General features: G+C 66.8%; 1 protein-coding gene. It reads left to right on the top strand.

The features are described 5' to 3' along the window. Positions 1 to 671: hypothetical protein (locus tag QCE69_RS39345; RefSeq protein ID WP_309936158.1), on the top strand; the 671-nt coding region annotated here is incomplete at both ends.

Here is a 671-nt window from a genome sequence, read left to right as displayed (position 1 = left end):
GTGGCCGTGCGAGGCGGCAACGGCATCGTCAACCGCGGCGGCACGATGACCGCCAACGGCCGCATTTCGGTCGACAGCGCCGCGCTCGTCAACACGCAAGGCGCGCAGTTGAGCGGCGCGAACGTCACAGTTCAGGCCGACACGGTCGACAACAGCGGCGGCGGGATCGGCAGCGTGGCCGGCTCGCATGGCGACGTGGCAATCACGACCTCCGGCGCGATCACGAACACGAGCGGCCAGATCGGCGCGACCCATGATCTGACGATCAACGCGGCAACGCTCACGGGCGGCGGCGCCTACAGCGCGGCGCATGACGTGACCGTGATCGTCCAGGGCGACTTTGCGCCAACCGCTGCTTTCCAGTTCAGCACCGGTCACGACCTGGCCTTTACGCTGCCCGGCACGTTCACCAACGGCGTGCTGCTCCAGGCGGCGAACAACCTCGACGTCAACGCGGGCGATGTGCGCAACAGCGGCACGATGATGGCGGGCGGCACGCTCACCACGCACTCGAACACCCTGACGAACACCGGCGCGATCGTCGGCGGAAGTGTTTCGCTCAATGCGAATGACGCACTCCTCAATCTCGGGCCGACGGCACTCATCGGCGCGACCGATAGCGATGGCACGCTCGAACTGCTCGCCACCGATATCGACAATCGCGACGACAC

Source organism: Caballeronia sp. LZ032 (genome assembly GCF_031451315.1).
Classification (GTDB): Bacteria; Pseudomonadota; Gammaproteobacteria; order Burkholderiales; family Burkholderiaceae; genus Caballeronia.
Note: the sequence above shows the minus strand (reverse complement) of the source record. Positions and strands in the feature narration are given on the sequence as shown.